Source organism: Bradyrhizobium sp. PMVTL-01 (assembly GCF_051861855.1).
In the GTDB taxonomy this organism is placed as follows: Bacteria; Pseudomonadota; Alphaproteobacteria; order Rhizobiales; family Xanthobacteraceae; genus Bradyrhizobium.
In genome coordinates this window covers 8,059,181-8,085,102 of sequence record NZ_CP193982.1, presented here as the reverse complement: position 1 = coordinate 8,085,102, position 25,922 = coordinate 8,059,181, and the positions used below count along the sequence as shown (strand labels likewise).

Sequence of the window (25,922 nt, the reverse complement as noted above, 5' to 3'; positions counted from 1 at the left end):
TGTATTTCAAAGAGCCCGCGGCCTTCCGCAGTATGGCGGGTGCTGCCCGCAATTTAACCCATGTTAAATTTGAGGGGTGCCTATATAACTTTCGGCACTCTAATTCCGTTGACTGCCAAGTTCGAGGATGCAATCTGGAAAGCATCACCGCTCGGATCGTGGCTACTATCGGTGACTGAGAGACCGATTGCGCTCCCGCCCTAACTACAGCGGGAGGCGTCTGTGAAAGACGTACAAGCGCATTTAGAGAAATTGCGCGCCCAAATCGCCGAATGCGAATTGATCCGCGATCTTGCTACCAATCCTCTGAAGCGGGACACGTTCGGAAGGATGGCCGAGCACTTCAAGGTGCTCGCGGATCAGCTTGAATATCTCATCAAATACGGGAAGGCGAACGAGACCTTCTTAGGCAGCAAGACGCAACAGCCTTTCCAAACCTCGGACCTCAACTCGTAGTTCTTGGAGAAGCCACCCGCCGGTGGCCCTTCGGCCCCGCGCCATCCCGTGCGCGCCCGCGCTGATTTTCAAGCTTGCGACGCGCAAAGAAAGGCCCCAACCGTTGTTGGAGACGGCTGGGGCCTTGCTGGGGCATCTGGTGTTGGGAACAGATGCGAGCAGAGAACTATGAAATGCCTTCGCCAGCCCGGCGTTGCCGACCTTTCCCGCCCTCACTGATTCCCGCCATGTGAATCGATGTCGCAGGAAATGCGAGTGGAAGCACCCTCACTCTGCAGAACGCTATCGCCCGAGCGTGAGCTAGGGAAACTGAGGGCGGAACCAGGGAACCTAACATGAGTTAATCTCCCGGATTGACCGGAGGCGCTTATGGCAACAGGCGACTTGAGGTGGCTTTCCGAACAGATCGAACTAAAGCTGGAGCGGATGCGCGGTAAGACCGAGCGCGAGAAGGTAATAATTCAGCGATCTATCGAATTGCTCGCCAGGGCCAAAGAACTTCTTAGCGAGCCCATCCCGGAAGTCAGGCCGTCGAGACAGCAAGAAGGGCCGACCTCAGTTGGGGTCTCTTTCCAGCGCCGTCAATCTGCACGCCTCCTCCATGACGAGACGCAGCCGCAGGAACGATCAAGCGGCGAATGAATCTTGATAGCAGTTCTCGTCAATGTGGGGACTGCCATGCGATATGTTGCGTACGCGGTCGATGCAGGAGGCGTTGTCCGTGCAGTTTATGAAATCGATTGCCCAACGGACAAAGACGCCCAAGTTCGATCGGAGAAATTCTTAGAAGCCCACGCTGCCGTTGAGGTGTGGGACGGCCCGCGGCGAGTTGCACGCCTGGTGCGTGAGAGGGAAGCAGGACTACAAGGGTGAAGGGGTTGGAGCGCGAAGGGGCGTCCACCCCGTCGCTCTGCGGGTGCGATAGGTCATGACTATCCGCTTGCTAACTTCGGCGGAGCTGTTCCAACCCATCTTCGATCAATCGGAGATCAGCGTTGACGTGCTTGATTGCAGAGCCGGCTGCGGACTTGAGCAATTCGTGCCGAAGATCTCTCATATCTTCGAGTGCCTGCTGGTTCCTCAAGCGTACGTAAGCCGAGACTATTGCTTTACATGACATGGGATTCCGAATGCTTTTGTAAAAATAGATTTTCCGAAATAAACGGTGTCCCAGTCCGAGGGGAGCGAGCTGGAGCTTAGTCTGGCGACACGTCTTGCGAAAGGATGATACGCAAGAGTGATCATTGAACTCCTCGAAGGGGCGACGGTTCCTAATGTGCCACGGCCCTCCTCATCGGCCCAGGCGCCGCTCAACCTTCTTGCGGCTGCTGCCTACCTTCTTGACCGCCTTCTTCACCGCGGAAGCAGAGCGGCGCGTCTTCTTCGCTTCGTAGCGCACCTCGTAATCCTGTCCGCCCGCCGTGCGCCCGGTCCTCCTTGCGTCCGCGCGTGGTCCGCTTTTTCGACGTTGCCATGCCAGTTCCTCCATGTTGGCACCGCGGCAACGAAAGGAGGAATTCGCAGGTTCCGATTCGCCTTCGGTCCGACCGTTGCCTATCTTGGAATCCGGTGAGTGGAGTTCTCGCGTATGGCCTCGCCGTCCATCATTCCGAACGATCGCCTCGACAGGGACTTCTACATCGTCCTCGAAGACTTCCACGACGGTGCGGCCTTCCGCGAGACCGACGAAGGCATCGACCTTTCCACACTGATCGACGACCTGCTCGCCGGGCAATATGATCGGGTGCTGCGCGTGGTCGCCTTCAACCCGGTCGAAGGTTGGTCCCGAGATGCATCGGAGGATGTGGCCCGCGAGTTGGAGCGACATATCAGTTCCGGAGGCCACGAGGTTTCGGAGGCCCTGAGTGACTTTATCGAGGCCCAACTCGGCCGCCGCGTGGGAGTTCAGATCCCGTTGCCGCTCTGAAGACTCGCATTTCGGCTCTCGCGCATAGATTGCCGATTATGCGCAGCTCCTTCGAATTTTGCCTGCCTGCGGCGGCTAAAGCCGTGCCACACGGCCCCCGAGTGGCTCCACGAAGTCAAGATGGACGGATACCGCGTCAGGATTGATCGTGACGGCGATCGCGTCCGGCTGTTCTCGCGCAATGGCTACGACTCGACGGCCCGCTTCCCATGGATCATTAACGGCCGCCATCCACCGCCCGAGGTCTCTGGGGGCCTGAGCCACTGAGCGGCCCTACATGCTCATGGAGATGATGGCTGCCAAGCCCAGGGCGGCTGCACCCCACGCCAGCGCATGCAACATCCAAGGCCGCATTGTCATGTTGCCTCCTAGTGAAGGGAGAATGTGGGCGGCTCGCACGCGCCACTTGAGATAGATCAAAGGCAAAGAGTAGCGCCGCTGCGGCGGCACGGTGAAAACACCAGACCGATGCAGGCACAATCAATAGTTGTTTTTTATCCATGTACTACCTCAACTTAGGTTGGGCCCTGAGACGATCCGCAAGGACTAGAGCAGTAGGCGGAGCCAATGAGGGCTCCTACTTTTTGCTTGGTTACGGATGACCGACATTTTGTCGTTTCGGACTTTCTCGGGACTTGGCAATCTGCTCGAAGGATCGCCGAACATGCTGCTGCGTGAGATCAGGGGAGATGCGTGCGCGTTCTAGCTGCGCCATTTCGAACGAACGGTATTTGCGCCAAACGATCGAGCAGACGCGCGAGCTCCTGCGAGAGTCGTTTGAACTGCTCCGAGAGCCGATACCCGATACGTTTGTCGTCGGAAGACACAAGAGCCGTTCCCCAGGCAGGACGGCGAGTGAGGGCAGCCGGCGGCACCTTGCCGATAGGACGAACGTCAGCTTCTGGCCCGAGATCTTGCGATGAGCACTGAAGATGTCCGCTCAACGCCTCTGACCAGAAGCCATGGCGGCAGGGCTAAACTGACGCGATTGACCAGCGGCCACTTGGCCGTGTGCCTGAAAATGCTTAACATCTGGCGCGAGTATCGAGGGCAAAACAAGCGATGAAGCGCCGCATCTCTTTGAGTGACTCAGTCCCAACTAATCTTCCTTTCGAGCTTCCGGGTGGACTGGATGCGAGGTTCTGTGAGGTCATGGATGTAGCCCCGGTGATGATCTGGGTGTCCAACACAGATAAGCAATGTGTTTGGTTTAACCTGCCTTGGTTGAATTTTAGGGGCCGGGACATACAGCAGGAGCTCGGCACTGGCTGGTCGGAGGGCGTTCATCCAAAGGATTTAGATCCGTGCCTGCAAACTTACATCAGCCATTTCGACGCACGAAAGGAATTCCGGATGGAATACCGCTTGCGTCGTTATGATGGCGCGTATCGTTGGATCGATGACACGGGAATTCCTCGTTATGCGCGGGACGGTTCTTTCCTGGGGTACATCGGTAGCTGCATTGATATTCACGTGCACAGGGAAACTCAGCGCGAACTGCGCCGTCGTCTCCTTGAGGTCGATCAGTTGAGACAACGGGCCGAAGCTGCGGAGCTGAAAAATATAAAGCGCACCTCAGAGTTGGCTCAGATGAATCGCTTCAACGTGGCGGGCCAGCTTGCCGCGACAATTGCACACGAATTGAACCAGCCGCTCGCGGCCATTCTTACAAACAGCGAGTCCGGCAAGGTCTTGCTTGATTCGTCTGCGCCGAATCTGGAGGAACTCAAGACAATCCTGACCGAAATCAAGCGAGACAACCAGCGCGCCAGCGACGTACTAAACCGGGTGCGGGAGTTGTTGGCCAAGGCTCCATTTCAGCGCAAAAAAAACGATCTTAATGGAATTGTCCGAGATACCGTCGAGCTGTTGTCGAGGTTGGCGACCTCACGGGAGGTGGACCTCGGCAGCGAGACCCTGTCCGAAGAATTGCCCGTCGAGTGCGACCGTACTCAGCTTCAACAAGTCATCATCAATCTCGCTTTGAATGCCATGGATGCGACGTCGGGCATGCCGCGGGTCAACCGCAAAATCGTCGTGACAACAATGCGCGTCGAGAATTGCGCTGAGATCGCCGTATCGGACGACGGCCCCGGCGTCGACAACGTCCAACTGGTGTTTCAACCATTTTTCACGACCAAGTCCCACGGCATGGGAATGGGATTGTCCATCGCGCGTGCGATCGTTGAAGCCCATGATGGTCAGATATGGGCGGAGAACAAGACCGCCGGTGGCGCAGAGTTTCACGTTCGCGTACCGCTATCAGGTAGGTAGGGATTTCCAGTTGGAGACGTCCGAGTCTGGCCGATTCCGTTGAAAAAGGGACGGCCGTGGCGACTCATCGCGATGCCTATCCCAAGGCCCGCATAGGACCACCTCGGTCTCATCTCGGCTCAACGACTACAACGGAACACTGCCGCCTTTTTTCGACGAAATCGGCCCTTAGGTGACTTCCGCTCTTGGCGCCGCACTTTCCGCTTTCGAGAGCTGAGCGGTATAGCGTCTTGGAGCTACCCAAGGGCAGCTTCTGACCGAGGCGGCCGCATAGGTGGCTTGGAATGGATTTCAATCGCAAGTGATTGATGTAACGTACCGCCAGCAAGGGCTGGCCTACGCGAATGAGGTACCGCATGAGGCGGCGGAAATTCATTGCACTAGCAGGAGGCACCGCCGCCTGGTCGATTGCTGCACGCGCCGCACAGACGGCAATGCCAGTGATGGGATTGCTGGCACTGGCGCGACCAGCTTGGGTAATGAATGCAATCCATGCCGGTCTCAAGGAGGTCGGTTACGAGGAAGGCCGCAATCGCGCCATCGTCGAACGCTCAGCCAACGGCCAGTTCGACCGGCTCCCTGCGCTCGCGGACAGTCTGGTCAGGAGCCAGGTGGATGCCATCTTTGCGACGGGATCACCGGTCCCGGCACGCCTCGCCAAAGCGGCGACCATGACCATACCCATCGTCTTCGCTTATGGCGGAGACCCAGTCGCAGATGGCCTTGTCGATAGCCTTAATCACCCCGGTGGAAACGTCACAGGCGCCACCTTTATAGGTGCCGCGTTGCTCGCTAAGCGAATGGAGATAATAAGAGAGATTGTACCGCGGGCCACTGAGGTGGCGCTGCTGGTTAATCCCCAGGGCACACTTGCGGAGCGCCAGATTAAGGAAGGCAAGGCAGCGGCAACGGCCCTAGAGCAACATCTTCACGTACTCAATACCAGCACCATCAGCGACGTGGATGTGGCATTTGAGACTATGGCGCAGTTGAAGATCGAAGCCTTCATTGTGAGCACCGACCCGTTCTTTGGCTTTGTTGGCCATGAACGAATTGCCAGCCAAGCCCTGCACTACAAAATTCCGGGTATCTACACTGGACGCGAGGAGGTGGACGCCGGAGGATTGATTAGCTATGGCCCCGACAAGACAGACACTTGGCGTCAGGCGGCCATTTATGTCGGCCGTATATTCAAAGGCGAAAAGGCGTCGGATTTGCCGGTTATGCAGCCAACTAGATTTGAACTGGTGATCAATCTGAAAATAGCGAACGAGATCGGCCTAACTATTCCCCCGACGCTCCTAAGTCGGGCGGACGCGGTGATCGAGTAGAGATGTGGTCTGCTGCGGCGCAAGAGTCCGATGATGATGCTGTGGACGGCTCCTCCACCGGCACGAGAGTGCCACGGAGTGGGCGCCGTGTAACGCTCCCACGTTTCGAAGGAGCTGCCTATGCAGACGATAGCAGCCTTGGTCTCGACATCGCGAACCCAATTAGCCCGATTGGCGTTCTAAAATGGGGGGTGCGGGTGGTGATCGCGCTGACTATTGGCTTCCCGCACGCACTAGGGTCCTGACGTTGTCCGGTGGGGAACCCACCTTTGCGCCCGGTCGGAGCTAAAGCGTCATGCGGGAATTCAACTGCCCATATTGTCGGACGCAATTAGCATTCGAGCAAATTGAATGCGTCGGATGCCGGATGCCGGCCGTCTTCGATCCCAATCGGATTGCTATGGTAAGATCAGAAGAAGTGGAATCGTGCTCCAACCGGCAGATCATCGGTTGTAACTGGTGCAGAGTTAGCAACCGATACTATTGCGAGTCGTGCTCTCTTACCCGCGTCATTCCGAGCACCGCAAATTCGCGGAACGTGTGGCTTTGGAAACGGGTCGAACAAGCGAAGCGTCGCCTTCTCTACGATTTGCGACGGCTCCGTCTTCCGCTTTGCTCAAAGCAAGGAATGCAAGTGAGCTTCGAAATCTTGTCTGACGAGCACGGGCCGGTGCTGACAGGACATCGGGCTGGTCTCATTACGCTCAACCTTGCGGAAGCCGATGACGTTGAGCGAGAGAGCCGACGTGTCTCCATGCGCGAAACCTACCGAACCTTGCTCGGTCATTTTCGACACGAGATCGGACACTTTTACTGGTATGTATTGATCGATGAAGCACGCCTTCACGCGCCATTTCGACTCGTTTTTGGAGATGAAACAAATAGCTATGACGACGCATTAGCCGCCTACTATGCGCGCCAAGATCGCTCTCATGACCCAGCAAGCCATATCAGTCTTTATGCGACGTCTCACCCCTGGGAAGATTGGGCCGAGACATTTGCTCACTTTCTGCACATTGTGGCGACACTCGATTCCCTGGCGGGGCTTCCATTGTCTCTGGAGACGCGAGCACGGGAGACGTTGAGAGATCCGTACCTCGAGAGCGATTTCGACGCGTTGCTGGACCTTTGGAGTCCGCTCGCACGGTCTATCAACGTTCTCAATCGCTCACTGGGTCTGGCAGAAGCATACCCGTTTGACATCTCACCCGCGGTCAAGGGAAAGCTTCACTTGGTGCACATGGCCCTCGTAGCCTTCAGAAATCGAGCTTAGAGGGCAGGACGTCTAGCTTGGCACTTTGCCAGCGGGTTGAGCCAACAGATTGCCAAGTCAACTGCTCTGGCCGGCGCTGAACGTCACGCCGCTGCTATGCCGGTCGCCTGCTTCATCACGGTCTGGCTGGATCTACCACCGGCATCGATACTAAGCCGGACCGTATCCCCAATGCTCGCGGCTGCAAGGTCGGCTTTTGCACCTTCGCGCATCGCTTCTAATGCCGTAACGTCGATATCTTTGACCAAACAGCTCAGGATGATAGTGGCCTTCGGCAATTTTCGCCTCAACCGCCGGACCGAGTAACGCATATGCGCCTGGCTGCTGATGTCGAGATAGACAACGCATACTATCATAACCCCCGTAGTGTCCAGGCGGAACACATTGCTGGATGTCAGCGAGGAGGCGCCTTCTACGCGCGCCGCCAACCCGTGCTCCGTTGAGAGCTGGCCCAGCATGATTGCAGCCGCCTCATCGACTAAGCTTCGTCCGGCCACGCACAACACGGGGTGCTCGCCCTGCCACTCCGGCGGGAGATCTTCCTTGCGCACGAAAGGCATCTCTTCGTTCGCGGCGTTTTCTGCAACGCTTTCCACCGCCGAGGATGCTTCCACGTCCATGGTTGGCTCGCCTTTCGCAGGGGGCCGCTCAGCCTGATCGGCGAGGTCGCTAACGAGCTCGCTCACCGCATCGCGGATCTTGGTGAGACGTTCCTGATCAAGCGCATTTCGCTGGGCATCGGCCTGCGCTAGCTGCAAGCCCCGGAGCGCGACTTCGTCATAATAAGAGGCCAGCGATCGCTCCTTAAGAAATTCTTCGGCCTTCTCGGCTGCTTCGGTCGGATCACCCGCCAGCATGCGCTGATAAAATATTTCCGGTGGAGCAAGCGCCGGCCGGTCTCCGAACATGATGTCGAGGAATTCCAGCCGCTCCACGTGCCGCCCGAGCACCACAAGGCAGACCGTGAGCGGCGTCGCGAGCACAAGGCCGATGGGTCCCCACAATGCAGTCCAGAACGTCGCCGACGCAAGAACGGCAACAGGAGACAGGCCTGTGCTATGGCCGTAAACCATCGGTTCGATGACATGCCCCACGATCGGCTCCACGACCAAAAACAGAGCGAGTGTCCACAGAAGCATGGACCAGCCAGGATCGATGGCGACCGCAAGAGCAAGCGGGAATGCGGCGGCGATCACGGCACCAATATAGGGCACAAAGCGCAGCGTAGCCGCCAAGATGCCCCAGAGGATTGCGCTGGGGATCCCGATGAACCAAAGACCCGTGCCGATCACCACGCCGAACGCTCCGTTGAGAATGAGCTGGGTGAGGAAAAGCTTGCTGAGGCGGCTCGCCGCATCGTCTAGTGCCGCAGTCGTTCGCTGTAGATCGGACGAGCCGGCCAAGCGGATGAGGCGGTTACGCAGATCCTCGCGTTGAATGAGGATGAAGACAACGAAAATGATGATGATGCCCGTGGTCGCGAGCGGATGGATGAGGGGAGATATCAGGGCACGAAGGCTTTCCAGAGCGCCGGGATCGGGCTGGCGAACCTCCACGGGCACTGGCGGAGCAGAAGTGGTCGAGCCCGACGCCGGACCGGGCGCATGCACTAACGCGGTGTCCTTCGGCTTGTCGAGTTCCTTGCCGAGGTCTTTCAGCATGTCGGACGCGCGTTCCAGCGTACCCGTTCCGGCTTTGGTATTGCGGAACGACTGTATCTTGTCGCTGATCGTAGACTGATAGCGAGGAAGATCGCCGGCGAGTTGGGTTAGCTGCGTCGCCAAGAGACTGCCGAGCGCGAAAATCAGGATAAAGGCGAGGATGACGACGCCTACGACGGCCAGACCGCGCGGAACGCGGATACGCTGCAGGAGACCTACAACCGGAGCCAATACGAAGCTGAGAAGGACAGCCAGCGCCACTGGTACGAAGATGTCTCGCCCGAAATACAGCGTCGATATGATGATTACCGCCAGGATCGCAGCCGACGCGGCGCTCAGGAGTGCGATCAGTTCCTCGGTGGTCCGTGCCTTGAAGGGCTGCCTGGCCAGAGGGCTCATCTCCGTGTCTCCGTCGTCGTTGAGAGCGCGGGGTCCTGCGGATGACGATCACGTTAGGCGACCAGCTCGCAGACTAGGTCATCGCGTGAAACCGTCTAGATCAGAAGCGCGCCAGCTCCGCAGTTTGATCGAGCTATGCTGCGTGAATCCCGGTCTCACAGAGGCTTGGACCGTTACAAAGCAGCTGTAGCCTTCACGCTAGGCTAACTTACAACCCCTCTAGATGTTCGACAACTAGATCATCCTTCCACAGCTTGTGGGGACGAGGTGGGGGTGAAGCGGCTTCTTCCTAGTTCGCGCGCATGGCGACATTCACACCGTAGATAAGCGTGCTCGGCAGGACAGGACAAGAAATTGGCTCGAAAGAACAAGTCGGCTGCCCCGCCCAATACTTACATGTCCCTTGAACAAGTTTAGTTGTGCTTATCAACATAGAGGGAACTCATGAGCGCAAATCCAGATGAGGGGTCTGCCAAGATTTACCAATTTCCCCCTGGCGGCCGCGCCGCTCTCGGCGGCCGACGTTACGGGAAGATCCAATCGGCCGCGGCAGCTCCAAAAATGAGCGAAGCGGTGTGTAGCGAGAGCTGGTACCACGAGGAGGCCATTCGGGCATCCGAGGGTTCGCCCCGGGCTTGAAAGCACTGCAAGGCCCGATTCATTTCGCAGTCCGGTACGAGGGAAAAAAGGTCGAAGCGAAATCGTTTCGGCCCTTTCTCGATCTGCGCTTCGAATGACGATCAACGTGGGCGAGGAATTTCACGAATTATGAAGATGATCGAATGTGAATGGAACAAGGTGGTAGCGAGTTATTCGTGCTTTGCACTGGCATGAACGTCTGCAGCTAGTGAAGGCCTCGATCTGGTGCAATAAATCGTCCGCTAGGTGGTTTAGAAGCATCATCTCCATTCTCTGAATCACAGCATATTTTTTCGCTAAGACATGGCTGGTCGGATGCCCGGAAGAGAGAACTTAGTCGGCCAATCTAACTTCCTCCATGGCGGCGGGACCGTCGGTGCGCTCATGCGCGCTCACAACTGGTCGAACTCACCGCTTGGCCGGCCCGAGAGCTGGCCGCAGTCACTGCGGTCAGTCGTCGGCCTTTTGCTCAATTCCAAGTTTCCCATGTTCGTGGCTTGGGGCGAAGAGCTTGGATTTCTCTACAATGACGCATACGCGGAAATCCTTGGGACCAAGCATCCACGTGCTCTGGGCGCACGCTTCTTCGATGTCTGGTCCGAGATCTGGCCTGACATTGCGCCATTAATCGATGCGGCCGTGGCGGGCGAGGCCACCTACCGTGAAAACCTGCCTCTAACGATGAACCGGCACGGCTACGATGAGAAAACCTGGTTCACTTTCTCTTATTCTCCAGTCCGGGACGAGAGCGGTCTGGTGGCCGGAATGTTCTGCGCGGTCGCCGAAACGACGAGCCAGGTCTTGGCAACGCGCGGTCGCGATGCGCTTTTGCAACTCGACGAGCGCCTCCGAAACGTGGCGGACACTGCTAACTTGTCCTTCGTGGCCTCTGAGCTTCTGGGTAAGGCATTGGGCGCCTCGCGAGTCGGTTACGGCGCGATCGACCATGAAGCCGGGACCACTTTTGTAGAGAGGAACTGGTTCGCCCCCGGATACGATAATCTCGCCGGACTGCACCATTTCTCAGACTACGGTTCCTATATCGACGACCTTCGCAAAGGCCGAGTGGTCATCAACGTGGACGTGGAGAAGGATCCGCGCACCGCCGACTATACCGATGCATTTCGGTTACTTGGAATCAGAGCCCATGTCGATTTGCCCATAAGTGAAAATGGACGAACGGTCGCGCAGATGTTCGTCCATTCGCCTGTGCCACGTATTTGGACTGTCGAGGAGATCACCCTCATCCATGATTTTGCGGAGCGTACCCACGCAGCAATAGCGCGGCGCGGAGCGGAGCATGAACTAAGGTTGAGTGAGGGGCGTCTCCGTCTCCTGAACGAAACGCTCGCAGCTCAGGTCGCCGCCCGGTCGGCAGAACGAGACCGCCTCTGGGATCTGTCGCAGGACATGCTCGCCCGGGCCGATTACGCCGGCAGGATGTCAGCTGTTAGCCCTGCTTGGACGCGCATATTAGGTTGGACCGAGCCAGAATTGATTGCACGAGGCTATTCAACTCTCATGCACCCAGATGACAGAGAGCGCACTCTGGCGGCGATTGCTCAAATGGCTGAAACTCGGCAGCCGAACCGGTTCGAAAACCGTATCGCAACCGTGCAAGGTGGATGGAAGCACATCGAGTGGACTGTCGCGCCGGAACTAGACGGACAAAACTTCATCGCTGTTGGTCGAGATCTCAGCGTTACCAAAGCTCGCGAAGCGGAGCTCGCAGCCGCGCAAGAAGCGCTTCGGCAAAGCCAGAAAATGGAGGCAATGGGTCAGCTCACGGGGGGCGTCGCCCATGATTTCAACAATTTGCTTACCCCAATCGTTGGCGCGCTCGATATGCTCCAGCGCCGGGGGCTTGGGGGTGAACGGGAGCGGCGCCTGATCGCCGGCGCCGTTCAATCGGCCGAACGAGCCAAGGTACTTGTCCAGCGGCTGCTCGCCTTTGCTCGGCGCCAGCCCCTCCAGCCGGTCGCGGTCGATATCTCCGACTTGGTGAGAAACATCGCCGACCTTATGTCGAGCACTGCGGGGCCGCAGATCAGCGTGATTGTTGAGGCCGAGGACCATCTCCCGCCAGCCAAGGCCGACCAGAACCAGGTTGAGATGGCGCTTCTGAATTTAGCCGTGAATGCTCGCGATGCGATGCCAAATGGCGGCACGCTTCGGATAAGCGCGGCTGCTGAAAACGTTCGGGCGGAGCAAAATCTGGAGATACTGCCCGGACGATACGTCCGAATCTCGGTCGCTGACACCGGGATCGGCATGGACGACGCAACGCGCTCTCGCGCCATCGAGCCATTCTTTTCAACTAAGGGCGTCGGAAAGGGCACGGGCTTGGGCCTCAGCATGGTGCACGGCCTCGCCTCCCAGCTAGGCGGCGCCCTGACAATCGAGAGCAAGCCGCATCTCGGCACCCGCGTCGACCTGTGGCTACCTCAGACGGAGTCAACACCGGCGGTGCCTCCCGTCACGCGCGATGGCGACTCAATGCGGGGGCGGGGAACAGCACTGTTAGTGGATGATGAGGAGTTTGTGCGCTTAAGCACGTCGGACATGCTTGTAGAACTCGGCTATCGCGTCGTTGAGGCCAAATCGGCCGAAGAAGCGCTCGTGGTGATCCAGGACGTAACTTCCTTGGACCTCATCGTGACCGACCACCTTATGGCCGGCATGAGCGGCGCCGATCTAGCACGTGCGATCCGCAAACGGGCTCCTGGGGTGCCAGTGTTGATAATATCCGGTTACTCAGAAGTGGAGGGGATTGCCCCAGACCTGCCGAGGCTGACAAAGCCATTTCGAAAGGATGAGTTGGCCGCCTGCCTCGGAACCTTGATTCCCAATAGTTGGAGTCGCGCGAGCTCGTAGACCATGTTGGTCTCGTGAAAGTAGGGCCGAGACAATTATCGTTCACTCTAGCCAGGTGGTGATCTCTGCCGAAGGATGCTCCCTGAGCCAGCAATACAGCACCCCGCCAAGCACGCCTCCGATCAACGGCGCTACCCAGAACAGCCAGCGCTGAGCCAGAGCCCATCCTCCGACAAACAGCGCGGGGGTGCTCACCCCGTCGCTTGACGGACGCGGTTGACTCAAACCAGACCCCGACGGGCGGACGTCGGTCGGAACAAAGGCCCTAAGGCGTTAGTCGGCTTGCCATTCCTGTAACTTGGAACCGGGAACCTTTCGGGGCGTTGAGTACGGCTCCGGGGAGGCGAGATTTGCCAAAATCAGGCTCGTTACGAGGAGGACCTGAATCTTCCGATCTCCAGTCGGACGCCATGGAGCGTCCGGGCGCGCAACGGTTGGACCTTGGCAAGACGAGGCGCATTGCTCTGCCGCCGGGGATGGCGATGAGGCCGCAGCGGATCCGGACGTATCTGGTACTGTTTGCGCTTGCGCTGAGCCTGCCGCTACTTTGCGTTTCGGTGTTCGGGCTTTACCGCATGGCCTCCACTGAGGAATCGCAAACCGATAATCGCCTTGTGGCGTTCGCCAAGAATCTGGCAGTTGATGTTGACAAAGAACTCGACCGCGCCATGGTCACTCTGGAGGCGCTCGCCAACTCGTCAGAACTCAGCTCAGGCGACCTGCGCGGATTTCATAAACTGGCGCTCACGGCCTTTAAGCCGAAGAAGGCAGCGATCGCCCTGCTCGACAAATCCTATCGGCAACTCGTCGATACGCTAAGCGATTACGGCGCGCCTTTGCCAGCCACGGCTGACCCGGCCACCGCAAAGCGCGTCATCGAAACCGGCCGCCCTCAGATTTCCGGCGTGTTCAAGGGGTCCATTAACGGCTTGTACGTCTTCAATGTGGAAATCCCGGTGTTCGATGCTGAGCGACAAGTTCAATACGTGTTGATCATGTCGTTTCAGGCCTCATACATCTCCGATATACTTAAGCAGATACATTATCCGCCGGGGTGGATATCCGGTGTCACGGATCAAAACGGCATCATCCTTGCGCGTTCCGATCGCCCGGAGGAGTATGTTGGCACGCCGCTTCCGACTGAACTTTTTGAGCGAACAGCAAAGGCGGGCGACCACGTATATCGAGCTTTCAATGTCGCAGGACTGCCTATTTTGCGTTCGACGGCGCGATCCAAACACGCCGGCTGGTATGTCTCGCTCGGCGCGCCACTCTCATTCGTTGAAGCGCCACGTTGGCGCAGCTTCGCCATTGGCGCGGCGGCTTTAGGAACGGCAGTCGTTCTTGGCTGGGCACTCGCCTACTATTTCGGGCTGCTCATGGCGCGACCTCTCGACGAGGCGACCCGAATCGCTAAGTCCATCTCTCGAAGCCAGATCATAAAGCCCGCCACAACATCGCTCGTCGAGGCCAATATACTTGTTGCGACACTCGTAAAAGCATCCGCTGACCTGAGGTCCCAAACCGATCATTCCACCTATCTGATGCGCGAACTGGCTCATCGTGCCAAGAACCAACTTGCCGTCGTGAAGGGAATGGCTGTCCAGACCGCTCGTCGGAGCCCTGATGTGAGCCAGTTCATCGCTCAGTTCGATCGACGCATTCAGGGACTCGCGCAATCGCAGGACGTGTTGCTGCGACAAAACTGGCGGGGAGCATGGCTCTTCGATCTTGTCCGCGCACATCTGGAGATCTTTGGAATCAGCGATCGTGTTCGGCTGGAAGGCCCTAACCTGCTTCTCAATGCAGCAGCCGTGCAGAACCTCGGTTTTGCCTTGCATGAACTCGCGACAAACGCTGTGAAGCACGGAGCGCTATCCGTCACAACGGGCGAAATTTTGATCCGTAGCAGCCGGCTCGGTGAGGGTGCAGTTCTTTCGTGGATCGAGACGGGGGGGCCGGCTGCGCATGATCCATCGCAAAAGGGATTTGGTTATAGGGTGATCACCGAGCTCGTGCCGCGCGCTCTGAACGGCTCGGCTCAACTTGAGTTCGCGGATTCAGGTATAAGATGGCGACAGGACATACCAAGTCCAAATATACTATCCGGCGATATTCACGATCGATGAGCCGCGGACCTCCATCGTTGTTCTGAGCTAAGTGAGCGCTATGGACAATGGCAACCTCAAGATCCTGATCGTCGAAGACGAATTCTTCATTTCGCTTGATCTTGAGGAGCAGGCCAAATCTCTCGGTCACACCGTCGTCGGGACAGCGGCAACAGCCGACGAGGCGATCAGAATGGCGGGCGAAACACGACCTGACATCGTTCTGATGGATATTCGGCTTGCCGGAGCCGCAGACGGCATAACGGCAGCCCTGGCCATTCGTTCACAATACGGAATCGAATCAGTGTTCGCCACGGCAAACACCGACCCGCATACATTGGCGCGCGCCAAGGCGATAAAGCCGCTAGGCGTGCTCGAGAAGCCAATTACTTTGGAACGGCTTAGAGCCCAGCTCACAAGCGTCGCCCGGCATACGATTGATTGACGCTGGCTTACGGCTGTTTTCGCTCCTCGCCTGGTCGACTGCCACAGTCCATTCGTCGAAACTGTTGCTGGCTTGTCAGAGCTTTGAGACCGGATCCCATGACCAGGATGCGCGCTCGCGGGGCGGCTCCATCTTTCTCGTCGAGGACGAGTTGACGATCAGGAGATGGTCGCCGACGTGCTCGACGAACACCGTCGCAGCTTAGGCGAGAGACCTCAAACAGGCGGTTAGCTGCCAAGACAAACTAGGACGCGGACTCATTAAGGCGCAGCCATAGCCTGATTGACGCGAGTTGAACGCGAGGTAGTTGGCGGCGAGCCTATCGTAGCGCGTCGCCACCCGACGACATTGCTTGATCCTGTTGAAGAACCGCTCGACCTGGTTGCGAGCACGATAGAGATAGGAGCTGAAGCAGATCGGATCGCTGCGATTGCTTTTCGGCGGGATGTTTGCCCACGCGCCCTTCTTCATGGCAAGCTCCCTGATCCAGTCCGCGTCATGGCCACGGTCGGCAAGCAGCATTGACCCGGATTTCAGACGAGACAGCAGTTTCCCGGCAAGTCGAACGTCATGGGCCTCACCGGGGCTCAGCGCCAGCCGTACCGGCAGACCATTGCCATCGACCACCGCATGGATTTTGCTCGTCAAGCCGTCGCGGGACCTTCCCATCAATTGGCGCTGGTTCCTTGTGATGCAGGCTCCATGCTGATGCACGCCGACAATGGAGATGTCGATCATCTGGACAGCGGCATCATGGGCAGTGGCAAGCGCTTCTATGATGCGGCTCCAAACACCGGCGCGCCGCCACTTAACGAAGCGGTTGTAGCAAGTGGTGTATGGGCCAAACGCCGTCGGCACATCACGCCAGGGTGCTCCGGATCGGAGGACCCAGAAGATGCCATTCAGGACCCGTCTGTCGTTCACCCGAGGAACGCCGCGCGGCTTGTTGGGTAGCGGCTTGATGGCGGTCCATTCATGGTCGGCGAGTTCGTAGCGCATGATTCGAGCCCCCAGTTCGGGAGTTTGAATCACGGCAGCCCGGCCAAACGCAACGCTCCTGGCCCGCTCCTGGTGCGGCGCTTACGGACAGGAGCGGACATCAACGAGCCCTCCATCTCTGCCAAATGCGTCGAAAAATGACCCACAACTGACGTCTTCTTCTGACTGGTCGCTCCATCCTTCCACCTACTTCACGCTCATGTGTCGAGAGAAGGCCGCCGCCATCATTGAATTACGATCGTAATTTCATATTATGATCGTAATGGCATTGAAGCTGAGCCTCTGATCTACGGCAACAGCGAACTGCCGCACACGCTTTTCGCGAGGACGCTATGAACGACCTTACCGCCGCTTCGCGGCGCTTTGCAGCGCAAGAACTTACGGATGACTCGCTCGGGGTCGCGTCGGGGGCATCAGCCATTCGCAATGGCGAAATCACCTCAGAAGCCTACACCGCAGGACTTCTGCAGCGTTCGCGAGCGCTTGCAGAACTCAATGCCTTTATCACCATCGACGAGGACGCAGTGCTGGCGGCCGCGAGGGATGCGGACAAGGCACGCGCGGCCGGATCGGCAGCTCCGCTGCTGGGCGTGCCGTTAGGGGTGAAAGACAGCTATTTGACCAAGGGGCTTCCTACGAGCCTGGGCCTCGACAGCCTCGCCCATTTCGTTCCGCAAGAGGATGCAGGCGCTGTCCGTGCCATCAAGCGCGCGGGCGCTCTGATATTCGGGAAGAATAACCTTGTCGAGATGTCCTACGGCTTGACCGGTCATAATGCACGTTTCGGACAGGTGAAGAATCCGTACGCACGCGATCGTGTCTCGGGCGGCTCGTCGAGCGGCTCCGCCGCAGCGGTAGCGGCCGGCCTCGTTCCGGCGTCGCTGGGCGGTGACACCGTTGGGTCGATCCGGGTGCCCGCATCGTTCTGTGGTGTCGTCGGATTCAAGCCAACGACCGGGCGTTGGCCGCGCGATGGCGTTGCTCCGATCTCCCATACGCTCGACACGACGGGCGCATTCGCGCGAAGCGTCGAGGACTGCATTTTGCTCGATCAGGTCATGACGGGGGAACAAGCGGCCGTCCAGTCCTCCAGTGGCGGCTACGATCTCAAGGGAGCCCGACTGGCTTTCGCGCCCCGACAGTTCCTCGAGCTGGTGGACCCGGATGTCGAGACCCGGTTCCGCGAGGTGGTCCGGCGGCTAGAGGACGCTGGCGCCGAAGTGGTCGAGGTCGACCTTGGCGACGATTTCAACGCCCTGATCCAAACCGCGACATGGGACATCTTCGCTCACGAGACGATGGGCGCGATTTCGGAATTCCTTCGCCGCCATGACATTCCGACCACGTTCGAGGCGATCTATGACGGGCTCAAACCTCAACTTCGGCAGGCGTGGGGACACATCGCCTTACCGGGCGGTGCAGGTGCGATCTCGGCAGAAGCCTATCAGACCGCGCTCAACGTGAGCCGGCCTGAAATCCAGCGCCGTCTCGACAGGGCGTTCGTTGCTCATGGAGCGGACGTCATTCTGCAGCCGACGACGCCGTGCACCGCGCCCTTAATCGAGGAGCAAGCGACCGTCCATATCGCGGGGCAGGAGGTCAGCTATCTTGCATTGGCAAACCACACCGTGTCGGCGAGCAGCGTGGGGTTGCCGGGTGTCAGTCTTCCCGTCGCCCTTTCTCGCGCCGGACTGCCAATTGGCCTGGAGCTTGATGCTTCGCTAGGTAGCGACCGGACGCTTCTAGCCCTTGCACGCAAGATCGAAGGCGTTTTCGGTACCGGGTCAATCGCGATCTAGCGCCATGATCCATAGTGGCTGCCGGGTATTGGTGGAGTTGCGAGAAAATGCGCTTCGAGAAGGGTCACAAGGCGGAGACACGACGGCATATTGTCGACGTGGCATCGAAGTGCATGCGCCGGGACGGCATTTCCGCCACGGGAATTGCGGGGATTATGGGCGAAGCCGGCCTCACCAAAGGAGCCTTCTCTCCGCACTTCGAGTCCAAGGACGCGCTTGTTCGCGAAGCGCTGGGCTCCCAGCGGAGATTCCGTCAAAAAGCACCGGCGGGCGACGGCCATCTTCGGCCTCATGGTGGGCACCTTGCAGTTTGCGCGAGTAGTGCCTGACGCTGCCAAAGCGCGGCAGATCATGGAAGGTGGCGTGGAAGCTGCGTTGGATTTGGCGCGGGCTCCATCACCTTAAGGTCAGGAACCGCGGAGCGGCTCAAGCCGGCATGCCGCGTGTCCCAAATACCCAAGTCCGCTTTTGTGCAGGTTTTTGGACGCCGGCAACAAGGTGGCTCCGCAAGCTCACTGGCCGGCGTCCAAAAAGCGCCAAGGCACGAAGTCGCGGGAAGTTAGGCACCGGCGGAGCAGCGAGTGCTATGAGGTGCTCGACCTAGGAAAATTCGAAGAGTAGGGGTCTCGATGTGCGCACAACTTAAGCGGCTTGGCACGAGTATTGCTAAATGGGGGATTTAATCTTCTTGGCCCGTGCAATTTCAAATAGTTGCGCGTGGCGGAAATGGCACATCTGACAACCACTGCGCGATTGATCGCTCGATCGGTGTCTAGCGGCATAGGACGAGTCAATTTCTTGCGACCCAAAAGATGCACGGCACATTCAAGCAGACTGCATTGCGCTCGATGTGGCTCGCCAGGTGCTGGCCCGGAGATGATCTGCTGGTCTTGACCATACTGAGCAGGCGGTCGCGACGCGAGTCGATCGTGTTGACCCTAGCCACCCCGCTACTGCTGTCCTTTCGACCAACCACCGGCCCCTCGGCTCTTGCTCCCGCGCAGCGGGCTGGAGCGCAGCGACTTTGTGCAATGGCCAATCGCGGCATATTGCGCTGCGAACCAAGTCGGTCGCTATAGGGGCAAAGCAGACATTGCTTTAGTCGCATCACGCCGCCGGGTTTATGATGGGGTGGACGGCCCCCGACGGCATCGATAATTTCCGGCACATCATTCTGTGGAAACACATGCGGCTCCGGCGCAAGGAGGGGTCTCGCGGGGGCCGCTCGCGCGCGCACGTCTGGAAGGGAACGGACCGAGGCGCGCGTTCACGTCTTTAGCGCCGCGGGACGTTGCCGCTCCGTGATGCCGTCGTGCGCATGCTGGGATGGCTCGATGCGCCTTGTCCGCCGCGCTCAACATGCGAGACGCCGCCGCCAGCTGCGGCGCCGCCCGCGCCTTGCGCGATGGCGGCGCTAACCGAGGCGCTGGCCGGCACCGCCGCCATGAGGACTATCAGAGACTTGTTTTACGCATGTCGTATTTCCTTTGAGCTCGGCGGCGAAGGCAATCGAACCTTCGATGCCCGCCGCATGAGGCTCCTGCCCGTGCGAGCGTCGGCACGTGACCCGATCGTCCATTCCGGCCACACTCCCATTTGCCGGTCGTGGGACGACGGCGTGTACCGATTTCCAGCGCGCAAGGAGTACGCGCCGGCATAGTCGGACAGGTACACCGCGGAGACAAACCTCTGGACTAACGGGCCGAATGGTCCGCGCTGACGCGCCACACCGCGTTGCCGGTATCGTCAGCAACCAGCAGCGCCCCGGTCCGGTCAAGCGCTACGCCCACGGGTCGGCCCCGTACTCTGCGGATGGACTCGGACGTCAACATGCTGGCCCCAGTAGCTGCAAGGCCAACCATAGAGGGCGCCTTCCTGCACCATGGTGAGATAGTCCGGGACAAGATCCGGGCCGATCTCGTCCCTTTCGTTCACAACGGCGAACAGCCGGCCCGTCTCGGGATCGACCGCCAGATTGGTCGGATTGCGCGTGCCCGACGCAAAAATGCGCTTGGCACCGGTCTGTCGGTCGACCTGGTAGATCGCGGCCCGACGCTCTTCGGCGTCGAGACCGTATTCGGTGATGTTGCTGTTGGACCCAACGCCGACATAGAGCTTGGATCCATCGGGACTGGCCGCCATCGCTTTTGTCCAGTGGTGGTCGATCGGTCCGGCTGGAAGGTCGGAAAGCTTCGAACCTGGCTCCGTGATCTTGGTCTGTCCGAGCGTTTACTTGAATGCCATGATCGCGTCTGTGTTGGCCACATAGAGCGTGTCGTCTACATAAGCGACGCCATAGGGTGAGTGGAGATGCTCGACGAGAACCGTTTGCTCTTCAGGCTTTCCGTCGCCGTGCGCATCGCGGAGCAGGGTGATGCGGTTGCCGCCCTTGCCGGCGGCTCCGGCCCGCGCCTTGACCTTACCTTGGATAAAGTCCTTGGGCCGGAAAGGTGTGGTACCGGGGCTGTTGCCTTCGACAACGAGGATGTCGCCGCTCGGCAGAGAATAGATGATGCGCGGATGCATCAGCCCTGTTGCCATCGCCTGAATTTTCAGTCCTCCGGCGAGAGTTGGTGTCTCCCCTGGTTTCCAGCCAATCTCCTTGGGAACGCTCATGGGCGGCAACAAATAGTTCTGAGGCTCCGGCAGGTGGGGATCTGACCCGTATTGCCGCATTGGATCACCGCCTTGGTCGCTGCAAGTAGCGATTGCCCGCAACGCCGTCACCTAATGACGATCGCGCCGCAGGTTCGCCATGACCGATCTTAACTTCGCGGCCGCTGAGCAGTGGAGCTTCTTCGAACACGACAACAAGTGATAGGCTTGCGGAGCGACAGCGAAAACCATTCTCCTTCGTCGACGATTGATCGATTTCGCGCCGCTCTAAAGACATACTGGTTGTCTCGGCATGACGCAGCAGCGCGTTGGTTGAAGGTTCGGCTACTTTGAGCATTGCGACGAGAGCCGTTCAGGGAATCATGCCGCAATCGAACATCCTATTTGCGACCGGCGCCGCAACCTTGTTGATGAACTTGACTTTCACCGAAGGGTGATCCCGTAAGAATGCGACTGCTGCTCCAACGATCTCTGCTGGCGGCTCGCCCTTCTTCGCCTTCAGGTCCTCGCAGCTTGAAGATTTGTATTTTTGAATAACCATGCCCGCGACCATCTCCAGAATCGGTCCGTCCGGTGGCATCTCAGGCGGGGGCGGGGGTGGCGGCAAAGCTTGAGCGATCGCGGAGGCGGTCAACATCAGCGATATCGTGGCTGCGATCAAACTTTTCACGGGCATGTCACAGCTCCGGGCAACAGACGAGACCGATAATCGGGGCGCGCCCATTGCGGTTCGGCGATCGGGCTGCTCGACAAGGATATCCAGTGCCATCGCACGGTTAGGCAACGCATTCCACCGCTCCTGATAAAAGACACTATACGGTATAGTTTCTTTTATTGGCAGGTCAAGTGCTCGTGCCGCGCAGGCGACGGCATTGTCGATGATCGGCACCCCGCCGGAGGGGCGACGTCCGGATCGCGCTCATCTTTAGGAGACATAGAAGTCATCTTCTCCGATCTTTGCTCGGCCGTATTCCCAGGCGGCGGAGCCCCTTATTCGCTTTAGGAACGACCAACCCGGCGGCCCATTGAAGATGAGGGACGTCAGTTCCGCGACACGCCGGCGTTCCACCACGTTAGTGTCGCAGGGGTACAGCCATGCACGACATGCAAACCCACCTCGAAAAACTCCTCACCGAAGCGGAGGAGTGCGCGCTTATCAGCAGACGCCACGCATCCGACCAATCGAAGAAGGAGTTGTTTGCTGATCTCTCCTCGACCCTATTGAGGCTCGCCACCAAGGTGGAAGTCGCCATCGAAGAGCGCAGGGTCGCACCATCAAGATAGACGATCCGGCGAAGCCACACCCCGCCGATGACGCTCGAGATAGCAGACAGCTGCTTGTCTCGCCGCGGGTTCGTGGGCAGAGGGGCCGACTCTAAGCCTGACCCACTTTGCGCGGGCCGGGGGGCCAGCCGCCGTGGGCTTGGCAGCCATCATCTCCAGGAGCTGCGAGAGTTCCCCGAAGCGACGCCCGCAAGATAATGCCTTCTAACTAGGTGTGCGGAGGAACACTTGGACTATAGGTCCATTAATCGACATGAACGACAAACGGCGATTGGCGTCATGGGCATCGAGCGCATCTTCACACCACAGTACTTCCACCATCGGGCGGAAGAGTTCCGAGCGAAGGCAGACAGTGCCGAGCATCGACCGACCAAGGAGGTCCTTCGGAGAGTAGCGAAGAGCTACGATGATCTGGCTCGGCGAGCGGAGATGATTCGCACTGTTCAAGACGCCGCTGAGTAGGCCGTCCCCTTAAGAACAAAAATGTTACTTTGGTGCTTATCAAAATCATCTCTGGGGAGGGTGAGTTTGACCGAGACAGAAGCCCAATTGCCTGGCCAGCCGGTCCGGCATCATGGGCCACGGTCATCTGTCGGGCTTGCCGCGCCAGCTGAACCGCAGCTCGGCACTGTTGTGCTGGCACAGAACGTGGCCGCCCTTCGGCGCGGGTGAGCAGCTTCACACTTGGTTTTCAGGCGGGTTGGACTGGGCTGACAGCAGCAATCTCCGTCTCAGGCTTCATTTGCTCGTCCACCCTTCTGCCCTTGACCGAGGTTAAGTGGGCGGATTCCATCAACCGCACAGTGTCCGAGTGTCAAAATGTGAACAGACAGAAAGTCGTTAACCTTTGGTTAGGTCCCACCATTGCGACTTATACTTCTTATTTGCGATCAGCCCGGCCCCCGCGCCGGGTTTTTCGTTGGTGTCCTAATCTGCCCTTGCCGGTGTCCTAATTAGGACAGCACCCAGGACCAGCCTTAGCTGGCCCGGCAACTTCGGCCTTTTGGAGCCTTACTCTTTAGGCGGCTGTAGCTCGCTGTGGATGAGGTTCTGAATATCAGGGCGCTCCAGCGGGTCTTCTGCGGGGAAGGTTTCCTGCGTCTTACGGCCTGGGAAAGTATCGGGGGCGGGAGAGCCAAGGATCTCCATCGCCCTTCTGACGAGATCGCGCATAAACGCGTTTTGCTCCGCGATTTCGGCGGCGTGACTATGGACGCGAAAAATGTGGGAGTGGTCTGGCAGGCAGCTCCCTTTGCCTTGCAGGCGGGAGCGCGCTTGGTCTCTCAGCCACCGGGGTCTACGGCATAGCCTCAGCCGGTGATGGCGGAACAATGCACTCACTAGCCAATGGTTGCGAGTATAATTCAGCAGGCGCCCTAGGGCTTGTACCTCTAAAATACGCCATGTCTGCTTGCCGGCGTAGCAGCTGACATTGCACGAGGTTCGAGAGGGGCCAAAGGACTAAACCGCTCGCGCGGTAGAATACCGTGCGAGCGGTTTAGTCCAATGGCGTAAAGCGGACTTGGGCGGCAAGCTCAAGGTCAGCGAAGGGCGACAAGCGGAAGATTGATTAGTCAAATTACTTCTTGGGCAGAGGGGGCACTAGCGGCGTGGCAGGATAGAGACCGTTCGATGGAAATTCACTGCGCTTCCGCTATTTTGTCATGAGCCGCAAACTCCGTTGCGGCGATCTCGAAACGAGGTTTTTGGATGCCCCCCGGGTCTTGGATCAGGCGGCTCTGCGCGCTGCTCGCCGCCTTAGTTTTGACCGTCGGACTGTTGGTTGCGCCGGTACGTGCTAGTGAGCATGCTCGAAAGGTTGGCGTGGTCTCCTTTGGACTTTTCGGGGATCAAGGCGTGTTTAGGGCCGAGGCCGCTCGCGCAGCTCAGGTCGTAGCCGGCCGTTTCGAGACTAGCGCGATCGACGTGCAGTACAATTCGAAGAACGGCGGCAGTGCAACTATCGAAGCCCTGGCCAGATCGTTGCAGGCTGCAGCCAATCCTCTGGATGCTGAGAAAGATGTTCTCTTTTTGATTCTCACTTCGCATGGCTCTCCCGACGGCCTTGCCATCAAGGCGGGGCGGCTCACGCAAACGCTTACGCCGTCTCGTCTCGCTGACATGCTCGCCAAGACGGGCGTGCGACACAAGGTAGTGGTCATCTCGGCTTGCTATTCCGGTGTCTTTATCCCACGTGTCGCCACTCCCGATGTGCTGGTCATCACCGCGGCCGATGCCAATCATCCGTCGTTCGGCTGTCAGGATAAGGCCAAGTGGACCTATTTCGGCGACGCGTTTTTTAACGTCGCGCTTCGGCAAGCCGTAAGTCTGAAGGATGCGTTTCTCGAAGCGCGCTCGCTTGTCCGGAAGCGAGAACTGCGGGAGCATTTCGAGCCGTCGAATCCCGTCATGGCAGGCGGTGCAAACGTGCAGCCATTGCTGGTTACACGCCCTTGAACGGCCTGCCGGGAGCCTGGAGTTTGTCGCTTCAGGGCTATTGGACGGAGGCACTTCCTTCACAGCGTCCAAGCACCGCCTGAGGCTGTGCGGTCAGCGCACCATAAGAACCGAAGCAGGTCATTTGGAGCAATTGTGAGGCCTTCCGGCGATCCAAGAAGCCGCAACACGCGCAGCAGCACGACGGTTACGAGCATGGGCGTCCAGACGCTACATCGGTGAACAGCGGGTCAAGACGGCCGTTCCGTGAAAGGCAGGATCGCGAGCTTCAACGTGCCGTGTCGGCCGAAGTGGTGAAGCTGTTGGATTAAAAGTCCGGCCAAACGTCCGTGCCGCGCGTGCCGCAGGCCACGCCGATGAAGATCAGCGCGGCGCCACGAAGCTCGAAGCTGATCACGAACGAAGAGCAGCAGCTGCTCGCCCTCCAGACTTCGAGTTCCGTCGCGGGAGTGATGATGCGTCTGAACTGTGTGATGCGTCCGACAAAAGTCCGCACCTGCTGAAACGGGCAGTGCTTTCGCTGAGCCGGAAAGTGCAGTGCGGCTGACTTAATCGCTTTTTCCCATCCTTCGTTGAGATTGTCAGCTGGGCCCAAAGCGCTCACGAGCCCGACGCGATGGGAATCCGCGCGTCACAGGCTTGAGATTGAAGTGCTCGTTCGTGGCGCTTACATTGAAGTGTCCCCTGAACTCAGGGAGGTTTCGATGATCAGAAAAGCTCTTATTTTGTTCGTGGCCATTGCAGCCATCGCCCTCGCGTCGACGGGGACTTCTGCACGCGGCGGGTTCGGCGGTGGTGGTTTTCATGGCACCGGTTTCCATGGTGGATTCGCACGAGGTGGTTGGCACGGCGGCGGCTGGCGTGGCGGATTTGGCCCCGCTCTGGCCGGCGGACTGATCGCGGGAGCCGTGATCGGTGGTCTCGCTTCGTCTGCATATGCGTGGGGACCTGGCTACGGATACTACGACGGGTACGCGCCATGGTATTATGATCGTGGCTGCCCTGAGCCCGGTTACGGGGAGTATTACAACTGCGGCGCCTATGCTGTGCCCGGGTACGGCGGCTATGCGCCTGCATATTACGGATATCCGTATGGTCCTTGGTAAGCTCCCGAGCCACCAACGCTCCGGGATGACTTTGTGGACGAAGTGCATGCCCGCCAGCCAAGGTCGGCGTCTCGCTTGCTACATGGTGGATGAGGGCTGCCTGACGTTCACGCTTCGATCGCGCAGGAATTGTCGGCGCCGCAGCGTGCCCTTGCGCCACTCCGGGAAACAACCGCGCGGTAGCCAAGGCGCTATGAGGTCCGCTGTGCCCGTGAGCGCGGCGCAATGGCGGACCCCGCGACCTCGCCGCCTCGCATAAAATCCAAGAATTCGA

At 58.8% G+C, this 25,922-nt stretch carries 21 protein-coding genes and 4 pseudogenes; 16 read left to right on the top strand and 9 right to left on the bottom strand.

All coding sequences use genetic code 11. The features are described from left to right. The first annotated feature begins 222 nt into the window (after positions 1 to 222). Positions 223 to 456: a hypothetical protein gene (locus tag ACRQ5Q_RS38955; protein WP_439395097.1), complete on the top strand. Its 234-nt coding sequence runs from the start codon at positions 223 to 225 to the stop codon at positions 454 to 456. Positions 457 to 825: 369 nt separating this feature from the next. After that, positions 826 to 1,098, top strand: a complete 273-nt coding sequence (locus ACRQ5Q_RS38950; RefSeq protein ID WP_439395095.1) for a hypothetical protein — start codon at positions 826 to 828, stop codon at positions 1,096 to 1,098. A 649-nt stretch (positions 1,099 to 1,747) separates the two neighbouring features. Here the strand turns inward: ACRQ5Q_RS38950 and ACRQ5Q_RS38945 are convergent. After that, positions 1,748 to 1,931, bottom strand: a pseudogene (locus ACRQ5Q_RS38945) (DUF3606 domain-containing protein). A gap of 113 nt (positions 1,932 to 2,044) precedes the next feature. On the opposite strand from ACRQ5Q_RS38945, the gene ACRQ5Q_RS38940 reads away from it, so the two are divergent. The 5 genes from ACRQ5Q_RS38940 (at position 2,045) to ACRQ5Q_RS38920 (ending at position 7,261) form a co-directional block, all read left to right on the top strand. Further along, on the top strand, positions 2,045 to 2,383 hold the full coding sequence (locus tag ACRQ5Q_RS38940; protein ID WP_439395093.1) for a hypothetical protein: 339 nt from the start codon (positions 2,045 to 2,047) through the stop codon (positions 2,381 to 2,383). Positions 2,384 to 2,503: 120 nt separating this feature from the next. Beyond that, complete coding sequence (locus ACRQ5Q_RS38935) at positions 2,504 to 2,650, top strand: ATP-dependent DNA ligase (protein WP_439371552.1); 147 nt, start codon at positions 2,504 to 2,506, stop codon at positions 2,648 to 2,650. Positions 2,651 to 3,445: 795 nt separating this feature from the next. Continuing rightward, positions 3,446 to 4,657: an ATP-binding protein gene (locus ACRQ5Q_RS38930; protein WP_439395091.1), complete on the top strand. Its 1,212-nt coding sequence runs from the start codon at positions 3,446 to 3,448 to the stop codon at positions 4,655 to 4,657. A gap of 356 nt (positions 4,658 to 5,013) precedes the next feature. Continuing rightward, positions 5,014 to 5,988 carry an ABC transporter substrate-binding protein gene (locus tag ACRQ5Q_RS38925; protein WP_439395089.1) on the top strand — a complete coding sequence of 325 codons (975 nt, stop codon included), beginning with the start codon at positions 5,014 to 5,016 and terminating at the stop codon, positions 5,986 to 5,988. A 295-nt stretch (positions 5,989 to 6,283) separates the two neighbouring features. Continuing rightward, a complete protein-coding gene (locus tag ACRQ5Q_RS38920; protein WP_439395087.1) occupies positions 6,284 to 7,261 on the top strand; it encodes a putative zinc-binding metallopeptidase in 978 nt (325 codons plus the stop codon). A gap of 83 nt (positions 7,262 to 7,344) precedes the next feature. Here ACRQ5Q_RS38920 and ACRQ5Q_RS38915 read toward each other — a convergent pair whose 3' ends face one another. Further along, positions 7,345 to 9,321, bottom strand: coding sequence for an AI-2E family transporter (locus tag ACRQ5Q_RS38915; RefSeq protein WP_439395085.1), 1,977 nt, complete (start codon positions 9,319 to 9,321; stop codon positions 7,345 to 7,347). A 444-nt stretch (positions 9,322 to 9,765) separates the two neighbouring features. On the opposite strand from ACRQ5Q_RS38915, the gene ACRQ5Q_RS38910 reads away from it, so the two are divergent. After that, positions 9,766 to 9,960, top strand: coding sequence for a DUF2735 domain-containing protein (locus ACRQ5Q_RS38910; RefSeq protein ID WP_439371547.1), 195 nt, complete (start codon positions 9,766 to 9,768; stop codon positions 9,958 to 9,960). Between the two features lie 465 nt (positions 9,961 to 10,425). Continuing rightward, positions 10,426 to 12,834: an ATP-binding protein gene (locus ACRQ5Q_RS38905; RefSeq protein WP_439395083.1), complete on the top strand. Its 2,409-nt coding sequence runs from the start codon at positions 10,426 to 10,428 to the stop codon at positions 12,832 to 12,834. Positions 12,835 to 12,876: 42 nt separating this feature from the next. Here the strand turns inward: ACRQ5Q_RS38905 and ACRQ5Q_RS38900 are convergent. After that, positions 12,877 to 13,020, bottom strand: a pseudogene (locus tag ACRQ5Q_RS38900) (aquaporin Z); the annotation flags it as partial. Positions 13,021 to 13,244: 224 nt separating this feature from the next. Between ACRQ5Q_RS38900 and ACRQ5Q_RS38895 the strand changes: the two are divergent. Next, positions 13,245 to 14,963: an HWE histidine kinase domain-containing protein gene (locus ACRQ5Q_RS38895; protein ID WP_439395081.1), complete on the top strand. Its 1,719-nt coding sequence runs from the start codon at positions 13,245 to 13,247 to the stop codon at positions 14,961 to 14,963. 40 nt (positions 14,964 to 15,003) lie between these two features. Further along, entirely contained in the window at positions 15,004 to 15,387 is a 384-nt protein-coding gene (locus tag ACRQ5Q_RS38890) for a response regulator (RefSeq protein ID WP_439395079.1), read from the top strand. A gap of 244 nt (positions 15,388 to 15,631) precedes the next feature. Here the strand turns inward: ACRQ5Q_RS38890 and ACRQ5Q_RS38885 are convergent. Further along, a pseudogene (locus ACRQ5Q_RS38885) lies at positions 15,632 to 16,386 on the bottom strand (IS5 family transposase). A gap of 332 nt (positions 16,387 to 16,718) precedes the next feature. Between ACRQ5Q_RS38885 and ACRQ5Q_RS38880 the strand changes: the two are divergent. Continuing rightward, entirely contained in the window at positions 16,719 to 18,185 is a 1,467-nt protein-coding gene (locus ACRQ5Q_RS38880; RefSeq protein WP_439371543.1) for an amidase family protein, read from the top strand. A 47-nt stretch (positions 18,186 to 18,232) separates the two neighbouring features. After that, on the top strand, positions 18,233 to 18,514 hold the full coding sequence (locus ACRQ5Q_RS38875) for a TetR family transcriptional regulator (protein ID WP_439395077.1): 282 nt from the start codon (positions 18,233 to 18,235) through the stop codon (positions 18,512 to 18,514). A gap of 1,365 nt (positions 18,515 to 19,879) precedes the next feature. On the opposite strand, the pseudogene ACRQ5Q_RS38870 reads toward ACRQ5Q_RS38875, so the two are convergent. The 3 genes and pseudogenes from ACRQ5Q_RS38870 to ACRQ5Q_RS38860 form a co-directional block, all read right to left on the bottom strand. Beyond that, a pseudogene (locus tag ACRQ5Q_RS38870) lies at positions 19,880 to 20,912 on the bottom strand (PQQ-dependent sugar dehydrogenase). Next, complete coding sequence (locus ACRQ5Q_RS38865; RefSeq protein ID WP_439399980.1) at positions 20,866 to 21,138, bottom strand: hypothetical protein; 273 nt, start codon at positions 21,136 to 21,138, stop codon at positions 20,866 to 20,868. The pseudogene ACRQ5Q_RS38870 and the gene ACRQ5Q_RS38865 overlap by 47 nt, the downstream one beginning before the upstream one ends. Before the next feature lie 15 nt (positions 21,139 to 21,153). Then, entirely contained in the window at positions 21,154 to 21,477 is a 324-nt protein-coding gene (locus ACRQ5Q_RS38860; protein WP_439395075.1) for a hypothetical protein, read from the bottom strand. Positions 21,478 to 21,896: 419 nt separating this feature from the next. On the opposite strand from ACRQ5Q_RS38860, the gene ACRQ5Q_RS38855 reads away from it, so the two are divergent. Beyond that, on the top strand, positions 21,897 to 22,085 hold the full coding sequence (locus ACRQ5Q_RS38855; RefSeq protein WP_439395073.1) for a hypothetical protein: 189 nt from the start codon (positions 21,897 to 21,899) through the stop codon (positions 22,083 to 22,085). 1,011 nt (positions 22,086 to 23,096) lie between these two features. Here the strand turns inward: ACRQ5Q_RS38855 and ACRQ5Q_RS38850 are convergent. Continuing rightward, complete coding sequence (locus tag ACRQ5Q_RS38850; protein ID WP_439395071.1) at positions 23,097 to 23,258, bottom strand: hypothetical protein; 162 nt, start codon at positions 23,256 to 23,258, stop codon at positions 23,097 to 23,099. 684 nt (positions 23,259 to 23,942) lie between these two features. Here ACRQ5Q_RS38850 and ACRQ5Q_RS38845 point away from each other — a divergent pair. After that, positions 23,943 to 24,542, top strand: a complete 600-nt coding sequence (locus ACRQ5Q_RS38845) for a C13 family peptidase (RefSeq protein WP_439395069.1) — start codon at positions 23,943 to 23,945, stop codon at positions 24,540 to 24,542. Between the two features lie 307 nt (positions 24,543 to 24,849). Here ACRQ5Q_RS38845 and ACRQ5Q_RS38840 read toward each other — a convergent pair whose 3' ends face one another. Beyond that, positions 24,850 to 25,146: a hypothetical protein gene (locus tag ACRQ5Q_RS38840; protein ID WP_439395068.1), complete on the bottom strand. Its 297-nt coding sequence runs from the start codon at positions 25,144 to 25,146 to the stop codon at positions 24,850 to 24,852. Between the two features lie 100 nt (positions 25,147 to 25,246). Between ACRQ5Q_RS38840 and ACRQ5Q_RS38835 the strand changes: the two genes are divergently transcribed. Continuing rightward, positions 25,247 to 25,648 (top strand): hypothetical protein, encoded by a 402-nt coding sequence (locus ACRQ5Q_RS38835; protein ID WP_439371534.1) that lies wholly within the window; start codon positions 25,247 to 25,249, stop codon positions 25,646 to 25,648. Positions 25,649 to 25,922 lie beyond the last annotated feature (274 nt).